Here is an 8,551-nt window from a genome sequence, read left to right on the forward strand (position 1 = left end):
GGATACGACCCGACGTACCCGAGGTCCCTCAGCTCGTCGAACAGCGTGCTGGCCCACAGGTGCGGGTCGTCCGCTAGACGCTGCGCGCAGTACGGCGCGAACACCTCGAACGGCCCCTCGGTCGTGCGGGCCCGTACGCCAGCCTGGCGGTCCCCGGCGAGATAGGTGCGGATGGTCTTGCGGTCTCTACCCAGGTGCCGGGCGATCGCGGTGATCGTCCAACCCTGGCGACGCAATGCGTGCACGTCGATGTCGTCCTCCCGTGTGAGCATGAACGGACGCGGGCTCCCTTGAGCTGGTGTGGTCAGAGACCGCCAGCCTCAAGGGAGCTCCGCCCGTCTCGGCGAAGCCACGCAGGTGGGGAATTTCAGTGAGCAGAACCGGGGAATTTCAAACGAGGCTTCTTGGTCGCTTCGCTCGGCCGCCGTGGATGCGGGAGAATCGGCGTGCGACTGTCCGGGACGCCGATGACGCTCTGATGCTTCTCAGCTCGCAAACGAGGTTGGTGTTGGGGACCACTGACAGGAACTGTCGATTGTTGCCTTGAGCACGAGGGTCAGACTCTTTAGCCCTGTGGTCCCTCCGGGCGGTCGTGCATGTGTTCATCTGCACGACTGGAGGAGTCATGGACGTTTTGCACGACCGGTGCGCCGCGCTGGACATCGGCAAGAAGGACCTGAAGGCGTGCGTGCGCAGACCGAGCCCGACGGGCTGTTCGCGCCGCCAAGAGATCCGCACGTTCGCAATGACGACCAACGCGCTGCTGACGCTGCGGGTCTGGTTGGTCGCTGAGCAAGTCACGTTGGTCGTCATGGAGGCCACCGGCGACTACTGGCGAGGTGCGTACTACCTGCTCGAGGACGTGCTGAACGTGATCTTGGTCAACGCCGCGCACGCGAAGGGCCTGCCCGGGCGCAGGATCGACGTCTCGGACGCGGCGTGGCTCGCCCAGCTCGGTGAGTGTGGGTTGTTGAAGGCGTCGTTCGTGCCGCCCGAACCGGTCCGGAACCTGCGGGACCTGACCCGGTACCGGTCCACGTTGGCGGTGGAGCGCACCCGGGAGGCGCAACGGCTGGAGAAGGAACTTGAGGACGCCGGGATCAAGGTCTCTTCGGTCGCGACCGACATCCTGGGTGCCTCCGGTCGCGCGATGCTCGCGGCACTCATCGCCGGCGAGGACAACCCCGGCGTCATCGCAGACATGGCTCCTGGGCGGGTGCGGTCCAAGATCCCCGCCCTGGTCGAAGCCCTCACCGGGAACTTCGGTGCCCATCACGCCTTCTTGTGCCGCCTGCACCTGACTCGTATCGACGAACTGTCGGCCCCAGGCGCGACTGGAGTTCACCGACGCCGTCGTCCGACCGGCCCTCGCCTGCCCGCGGGGAGAGCCGCGGGTGCGTGAGCTATTCGAGCGCTGGGTCCGAAGCGGCCTCGATCGTGCCCCCGGTGGCTGCCTCTTCGTCAAGGCCAGCGCCGAGCTCGACGAACAGGTCGGGCCCGTGCGGGCGAAGCTCGCCCGCGACCACCGCGATCTGTACGACACCATCGCGCGGGTGTTCCGCACGGGGATCGATGCGGGGCACTTCCGCGCCGACGCCGATCCCGACCAGTTCGCCACCGACCTCGACGGAGTGATGCTTGCGTTCTACCACTGGCACCGGCTGCTCGATGACGAGCTCGCTCAGACGCGAGCTCGGCGTGCCTTCGAGGCCTTGCTTCTCGCCGCTCGCACCTGACGAATCTCTCCCGACCCGAGGACCCATGACCCCCACCTCGACCCCCCTCGCAACCCGACTGACCGCCCGGGCAGTGTCTCGCCGCCCGCGGTGGACCCCGTTGCGGGCCGCATTCACGGTCCTCGACCGCCTCGCCCCGCCACTGGCCGCCCGCTGGGCGATCCACATCTGGTGCACCATGCCGAAGAACGCCGGTCGCCGCCGCGACGCGCGCCCCGGCGCAGGCGTGCGATCCGACCTCACCACCGCGGCCGGCTGCCGCCTCGCCGTGGAGGCCTGGGGCGATGGCCCGCCGGTCTACCTTGCGCATGGGTGGGGCGGGTGGCGCGGCCAGATGGGCGCGTTCATCACCCCGCTGGTCGAAGCGGGCTATCGGGTCGTCGTCCTCGACGCACCCGGCCACGGTGACTCCGGTCCTGGGGCCATGGGCCCAGGTCGCGGCAACGCGGCGGAGTTCACCCAGGCGCTCACCGAGCTCACCGACGCCCACGGCCGCGCCGGTGCGTCGTCGCTCACTCGCTCGGCGGCGCTACCGCCGCCCTCGCCGTTCGCGATGGCGCACCGGTGTCCCGGCTCGCCCTTATCGAACCGAGCCCAGACCCGGTCGGTATGACGGACGCCCTCTCCGTCGCCCTCGGGTACGGCCAGCGAACGAAGCGACGGTTCCTCGTGCGACTCGAGCGTTTGGCCGAGCGTCCACTGTCCGACTTCGACGCGACCACCTGCACGCTCGCCACACGGACGCTCATCGTGCACGATCGCGAGGACAAAGAGGTTTCCGTACGCCGACGGTGCCCTACTCGCCCGGGCCTGGCCGAGCGCGCAGTTCGTCACCACCACCGGACTGGGACACCAGCGGATACTCCAGGACCGCGCGGTGGTCGATCAGGTCTGCCGGTTCGTGGCCTCCTCGTGAGCCGCTCGAGAGCGCCGCGGGCCTTATTGGTCGCCAGCTGGGCGGTCTTGATCGCGCTCGCCCGCGTCGCGGTTGCTCGCGCCACCCCGACCAGGATCGCCGCAGCCCGGGTTGGGACCACGACGCCAGTCAGCTCACGGTAGGTGGCCATCAGCGCGTGCACTTGGACTCGTCCTGCGAGCTCTTGGTGAGCACTTTCGACTCTTCATCCGTGTCTGACTTTGTTGTTCCTTCACTTCCGCTCTGGGCTGCCGATGGATAGATCGTGAGTAGGCGATGAAGACGATCTGGTGGCGGTACCTCATCGCCGGCGTGGTGGTGAGCGCGGGCGTCTTCTCGATGCCGGTGGGGCTTGGGCGCGATCTTGTCTACTGCCTGATTGGCGCGTCTGGGACGGTGGCGATCGTGATCGGTGTGCGTCGTCATGGTCCGCCACATCGGCGAGGGTGGCACCTGATGGCCGCCGGCAATGCCGCCTGGGTGCTCGGGGACGCGATCTATGCGTGGTTCGAGCATGGGCTGCTGGTGTCGCCATTCCCGTCGGTCGCGGACGTGGCCTACCTTGCGGCGTACCCGATGCTCGCCGGCGGTTTGCTGATCCTGGTGCGCAGCCGGGGACCTGAGAACGGTCTAGCCGCAGTTCTTGACAGCGCCATCCTCACAGTGGGTCTTGCCCTAGTGTCGTGGGTCTTCCTGCTCGAACCTACCTGGACTGGCGGCGGCGCCCCGATTCTTGACCGGATCGTCGCGGTCGCCTACCCGGTTGGTGACGTGCTGCTGTTCGCGGTGCTTATGCGGGTGGTGACAGCGCGCCGGGATGCGACCATCGCGTCGTTGCTGCTGACCGGTTCACTAGTCGCTGTGATCATCACGGACAGCCTGTTCGTGGCCTCAACCTGGGTCGCGGTCATCGACGCCCACGCGCAGGTCCTCGACCTCGGGTGGCTCGCCGCATATGTGTTGTGGGGTGCAGCCGCGCTGCACCCGTCGATGCGGGGGCTGTCCGTGCGAGCCCCCACGCAGGTGGCCACCTCGGAAAAGGGACGGCTGGCGGCGCTGGCAGGGTCGGCGGCGATCGTACCCGGTGTGCTGGCCGTGGAGGTGATCACCAAAACTCCGTTGCACGTCTGGGCGATCATCATCGCGGCCAGCGCATTCATCGTGTTGTTCGGTGCTCGAATGCTCCGGATGGTGGGTCAACTGGAGCATCAAAGTGCTCAGCTGAGCACGCTCGCAGGGACCGACTACCTAACCGGTCTGGCGAACCGGCGCCAGATCGTGGACCACCTCGCCTGGCTCCTCGATTCTCACCACGGTGCCGAGATGCTGGTGATCAACGTGGAACGGTTCAACGAGATCAACGACGTCCTAGGGGATCGGGCCGGAGAAGCGATCTTGCAAGCAGTGGGCGCCCGGCTAGAGACGTTGGTGGGCACTGGTGCGATGGTGGCACGCGTGGCTGACCACCGGTTCGGCGTCCTCGACCCATCACTGGCCAGCGCGCAGGACGCGGAGGGGGACGCCGCGCGTATCCACCGCGCCCTAGAGCTTCCATTTGACCTGCCCGAGCTGAACGTTTCGGTGGAGGTGAGCGCGGCTGTCCTGGTGCTGCCGCAGGACGCTTCCGAACCTGCGCAGGCACTGCACCGGGCGGATATCGCCCTCGCCGCCGCGAGGAGGCGCCCCGGCCGGGTCGCCCGGTACCAAGCCAAGATGGAATCGGGTGGCGCACTCGCGTTGCTGCTCATCGGGGAGCTGGCAGACGCCCTGCGCCACGGCGACCTCGTGCTGCACTATCAACCACAGGTGGACCTGCGCAGCGCCCGAGTGTTCGCGGTCGAGGCGTTGGTCCGCTGGCAACACCCAAAATACGGGCTTCTTGGCCCCGGCGCGTTCATTCCCGCAGCCGAGCAATCCGGTCTGATCGGACCACTGACCCAGTACGTCCTCGACCGCGCGCTCGCCCAGAACGCCCGCTGGCACCGCGATGGACTGGACCTGACCGTCGCAGTGAACCTGTCAGCCCGCAATCTCCTGGACCCCCATCTCGTCGACCATGTGAGCGCGGCCTTGGGTCGACATGGGCTAGATGCCGGCACGCTCGAACTGGAAATCACCGAAAGCAGCGCGATGGTCGATCCCCGCCGCTGCATCCAGGTGCTCACCCGGCTCGCCACCATGGGAGTGACACTGTCAGTCGATGACTACGGCACCGGCCACAGCTCCCTCGCCTACCTGCAGCGACTACCCGTCACACGCCTGAAGATCGACCAGTCTTTCGTCACCAACATGGTTAGTGACCAACCAAGCGCCGCGATCGTGCGGTCCACAATTGAACTGGCCCGAAACCTGCACCTCGACGTCGTGGCTGAAGGAGTCGAAAACGACGAGACCCTGCTCGCACTGCGAGACATGCATTGCCCCGGCGTGCAGGGCTACGGGCTCGGCCGCCCCGTCCCTCCCCCGCAAGTCCCCGAACTGATCACCCGCATCGAATCACGGATCCCCGAGATCTTGCGATCGCACCGTCCATCGGCGCCCAGTCGCCATGACCAATCCGCACCGTTCGACATCCACCCGCACACCGAACCAGTCATTGCATTCAAACAGAGCGCGAGATGACGTGAGCACATCGGGCGCCGGGCAGCGGTGGGTGCCGGATCGGTCGCCGTCGCGAGCGTCGTGGTCGGCTGGTCAGGGTCGACGCCGGACTTCCGGATCGGCGCGCTCCTGATCGCGGCCGCGTGCGTGTGCTGGGCGGTCGACAACGGCGTGACCGCAGACCTCGACGAACTCGCCCCAGCGCATATCACCCTCGCCAAGGGAGCACCCCACACTCACACTCACACCCACACCCACGTGCCCGACCTGCACCACCGCATTGCAATCCGTGGTGCTCGTCGGCGTCGCGACGTGGATCCGCCCGGCCGATGGCGAACCGATCGAACCGATCGAACCGATCGAGTCGCGGTCCGTACTCAGCTAAGCACCATCACATCAAGGCCACCTACGGTGCGCCGGAACACGTCGTCGCCGCTCAACGCCCGGTAGCGAGGTAAGTCATCGGTGCCCCTGGCGGTGCAGCCCGTTCGGGCTGAAGATGGGGGTTCGGTCGCTCGGTCACGTCGTCGCCGAATGGCCTTTTTGAGGCCGTAGGTAAGTCGGTCGCTGTGCGCTGCGCGCGCTTTGCCGGGCATGAGCGGACGTTTTGCGCGTACCGACCAGGCGTCACGTCAGGGTTGCAGTCATCGTGCTGCGACTTGGCCAGACGCCGACAACCCGTGGAGAGACAACCCGTGGAGAGTTGAGGACGAGTTGAAGATCCTGGTGACAGGTGCGACGGGTTACGTCGGGGGCCGATTGGTGCCGCTACTCCTCGAGCGCGGTCACGATGTGCGCACGACCACGACCAACCCTGACCGCGTGCAGCCGTGGTGGGGGGACCGAGTGAAAACCGTCGTCATGGACGTGCTTGATGCCGACCAGGTCGCGGTCGCCTGCGAGGGCGTGGACGCGGTGTACTACCTGATCCACGGGATGGGCGGGGACAACTTCGCGCAGACCGACCGCAAGGCAGCCACCAACCTCGCAAGCGGCGTGCGTGCCCACGGTGTCGACCGGATCGTGTACCTCTCCGGGGTCGTGCCGGATGTCGCCGACGGCGACCTCTCCGAGCACATCAAGTCCCGCCGCGAGGTCGAGCGGATTCTGAGCGACGGCCCCGCGACCGTGGTCGTGCTGCGCGCCGCCGTGCTCCTCGGCAGCGGGTCCACGTCGTTCGAGATCATCCGGCAGGTGAGCGAACGCATGCTCGTGCACACCATCCCGACCTGGATGAACTCCCTAGTTCAGCCGATCGCTCTCGTCGACGCGCTTGAGGCGCTGGTCGGCGCCCTCGCGTACACCGGCCCCTCGCGCCACTTCGACTTGGGTGGCCCCGACCGGCTCCGCTACGGCGCGCTGCTCGGCGCCTACACCTCGTACGCGGGACTAGAGCGCCCACAGGTCGACGTGCCCTTGCTGCCGGTTGCGCTCGTGGGGACGCTGGTCGGCAGCCTCACTGACGTGCCCCGGCCAACGGTCGAGGCGCTGGTCGAGAGCCTCCGCCACGACATGGTCGCGGCGAACGACGACTTCCGGGAGATGCTGCTTCCCGAGGGACACCGTCTGGTAGGGCTGGACGAGGCGTTCCGCCGCTCGCTCGCTCCGCCCGCGACGGGGCCCAAGGACGCAGACCCGATGGGGCCCCTGCCGCAGGACCCGGCCTGGGCCAGCGGTGGCGACGACCGGCCCGCAATGACCAAGGTGGTCGACGCGGTCAAGGACGTCCTGCCGGGCTTCTGAGCGCACCGGATGAAATTGGGTCCAGCAACTGAAGGGGCACGCTCATTGTCCGTGGCCACGAGAGCACGCGCGGGGCCAGTTCTCGTAGTGGCCGACAGCTGCTTGGCTGTCGTTCAGCGCCCGAATTATCAGCTTCTGGGGTGACGCTCAGGCCCAGGTGCTCCACTCCAGGAACTCGGAGATGGAGAATCGTTGCGCGCCGGGCAGAAGCCGATCGTCGGTCAGCCCGCGGGCGGGAATGCATGTATCGCAGCACCAAAGCGCCGCCCCGGCCGCCACGAGGTTCGCTGCTTGCTTTCCGGTGTTGTAGTACTCGTTCGCCACCTTCTGCCCGGCCGCAACGGCGATCACCGAGTCTCCGCCGCCATCTGTGAGTTTGCCCATCGCAGGGCGTTGTAGGAGGGTGGTTCGGAGTCCGCCGTCAACCGAACCGGTGCGCCGCGCCTGGTCCGGTCGAAGATGTGACGATCGCACACGGCAAACCCCCAGGCTTGAGCGACCCAGCGTCCGCGTCAGGTGGAAACGGCCTCCCGCGGTGGTCCCCAAGGAAGTCCGTGCGCAGCCATGACCGCGCGGAGCGCGTCGCCGCCGGCGGCGCCGATACCGTCCCAGGCGGTCATCTCGCCAAAGCTGAAGCGCCGCAAAGCCTGCAGGTCGCCGATCTCGTGAGCGCCCAGCGCCACGAGGACGGACGCCGGCAGATGGCCGTCGAACACGTCGATTGGCGTGAGCGTGGCCAGTTCCTTCGCGGGAAACGTGGCATCGAACGCTTCAGCGTCAACTGGGTCGATGACGAAGGCCGGGGCCAAACGGAACTCGCCCCGCACACCGTTGAGCCCGCCGTCAACCAGCTCAAGCGCCATCAGCGCGTCGAACGTGATGCCGCCTGGCGCCGTGATCCCGACCTCGCTGCCGCGGACGAACCCGAACCTCGGGTAGTAGTCAGGATGGCCGTACACAAGGACCGCGCGGTGCCCAAGGCGTGCAGCCTCGACGAGGCTGCGGCGCAGAAGCGCACCCCCCACACCACTGCCCTGGCGTCCCGGCGCGACGCTGAGCGGCCCGAACGTCAGCACATCCCACCGCCCGCCCTCGCCGACCACCTGCGCGCGGGAAAACACGATGCTCCCCACCAGGGTGCCATCGACCTCCGCGACCATGTCGAGCTCGGGCACGAACGCGTCCGACTCACGGAGTCGGCGTACAAGCAGGTGCTCATTGCAGCGCGGGCCAGTCATCCCCCAGAACGCCTCGCGGGTCAGATTCTCGACCGCCCTACGGTCCGCCGGGTCCTCGCGCCTCATGATTATCACGAGGCAAGTATTGCCCGCCCCGCGCTGGAACCGCCACGGATTTCTTGCTGCCCTGACGTGCAGCACAGCACGAGCCACTCGATATCCCGAACGACCCGAGCCCACGACCTACCGCCACATAATTGGTGATAGGCGATGTCGCGGCGAAGCTCGTCGACCACAACCGGGACTGCCCCCGGTTTCGTTGACTCCTGACCTGTGAGGACCTGGTCCTCGCTGGAAGGATGTTCGCCATGCCGAAG

Annotated in this window: 8 protein-coding genes; 5 read left to right on the top strand and 3 right to left on the bottom strand. The window is 67.3% G+C overall.

The genetic code is table 11. From position 1 onward, the window contains the following. On the bottom strand, nucleotides 1-272 hold a 272-nt coding region (locus tag EUA98_RS18900), incomplete at its 3' end, for a terminase gpP N-terminus-related DNA-binding protein (protein ID WP_165372914.1). 353 nt (nucleotides 273-625) lie between these two features. Here EUA98_RS18900 and EUA98_RS18905 point away from each other — a divergent pair. The 5 genes from EUA98_RS18905 (at nucleotide 626) to EUA98_RS18925 (ending at nucleotide 6,996) form a co-directional block, all read left to right on the top strand. Then, complete coding sequence (locus tag EUA98_RS18905) at nucleotides 626-1,402, top strand: IS110 family transposase (protein ID WP_207219164.1); 777 nt, start codon at nucleotides 626-628, stop codon at nucleotides 1,400-1,402. Next, the gene (locus EUA98_RS18910) at nucleotides 1,395-1,736 is read left to right on the top strand and encodes a TetR family transcriptional regulator C-terminal domain-containing protein (RefSeq protein WP_130104238.1); all 342 of its coding nucleotides are present in this window, start codon (nucleotides 1,395-1,397) and stop codon (nucleotides 1,734-1,736) included. Before EUA98_RS18905 ends, EUA98_RS18910 begins: the two co-directional genes overlap by 8 nt. Before the next feature lie 25 nt (nucleotides 1,737-1,761). After that, nucleotides 1,762-2,349, top strand: coding sequence for an alpha/beta fold hydrolase (locus EUA98_RS18915; protein ID WP_130104239.1), 588 nt, complete (start codon nucleotides 1,762-1,764; stop codon nucleotides 2,347-2,349). Nucleotides 2,350-2,928: 579 nt separating this feature from the next. Beyond that, a complete protein-coding gene (locus EUA98_RS18920; protein ID WP_130104240.1) occupies nucleotides 2,929-5,274 on the top strand; it encodes a putative bifunctional diguanylate cyclase/phosphodiesterase in 2,346 nt (781 codons plus the stop codon). A gap of 705 nt (nucleotides 5,275-5,979) precedes the next feature. Then, on the top strand, nucleotides 5,980-6,996 hold the full coding sequence (locus EUA98_RS18925) for an NAD(P)H-binding protein (protein WP_130104243.1): 1,017 nt from the start codon (nucleotides 5,980-5,982) through the stop codon (nucleotides 6,994-6,996). 147 nt (nucleotides 6,997-7,143) lie between these two features. On the opposite strand, the gene EUA98_RS18930 is transcribed toward EUA98_RS18925, so the two are convergent. Both EUA98_RS18930 and EUA98_RS18935 read right to left on the bottom strand, forming a co-directional pair. Further along, nucleotides 7,144-7,380, bottom strand: a complete 237-nt coding sequence (locus EUA98_RS18930) for a DsrE family protein (RefSeq protein ID WP_130104241.1) — start codon at nucleotides 7,378-7,380, stop codon at nucleotides 7,144-7,146. 128 nt (nucleotides 7,381-7,508) lie between these two features. Beyond that, nucleotides 7,509-8,300, bottom strand: a complete 792-nt coding sequence (locus EUA98_RS18935; RefSeq protein ID WP_130104242.1) for a GNAT family N-acetyltransferase — start codon at nucleotides 8,298-8,300, stop codon at nucleotides 7,509-7,511. Nucleotides 8,301-8,551: the final 251 nt, after the last annotated feature.

This window comes from Pengzhenrongella frigida, from assembly GCF_004168625.1.
Lineage (GTDB): Bacteria > Actinomycetota > Actinomycetes > Actinomycetales > Cellulomonadaceae > Pengzhenrongella > Pengzhenrongella frigida.

What these genes read in the sequence shown, in the direction of transcription:
- EUA98_RS18905 (WP_207219164.1), top strand. Translation starts at nt 626, where the DNA reads ATGGACGTTTTGCACGACCGGTGCGCCGCGCTGGACATCGGCAAGAAG.
- EUA98_RS18930 (WP_130104241.1), bottom strand. Translation starts at nt 7,380, where the DNA reads ATGGGCAAACTCACAGATGGCGGCGGAGACTCGGTGATCGCCGTTGCG.
- EUA98_RS18935 (WP_130104242.1), bottom strand. Translation starts at nt 8,300, where the DNA reads ATGAGGCGCGAGGACCCGGCGGACCGTAGGGCGGTCGAGAATCTGACC.
- EUA98_RS18915 (WP_130104239.1), top strand. Translation starts at nt 1,762, where the DNA reads ATGACCCCCACCTCGACCCCCCTCGCAACCCGACTGACCGCCCGGGCA.
- EUA98_RS18920 (WP_130104240.1), top strand. Translation starts at nt 2,929, where the DNA reads ATGAAGACGATCTGGTGGCGGTACCTCATCGCCGGCGTGGTGGTGAGC.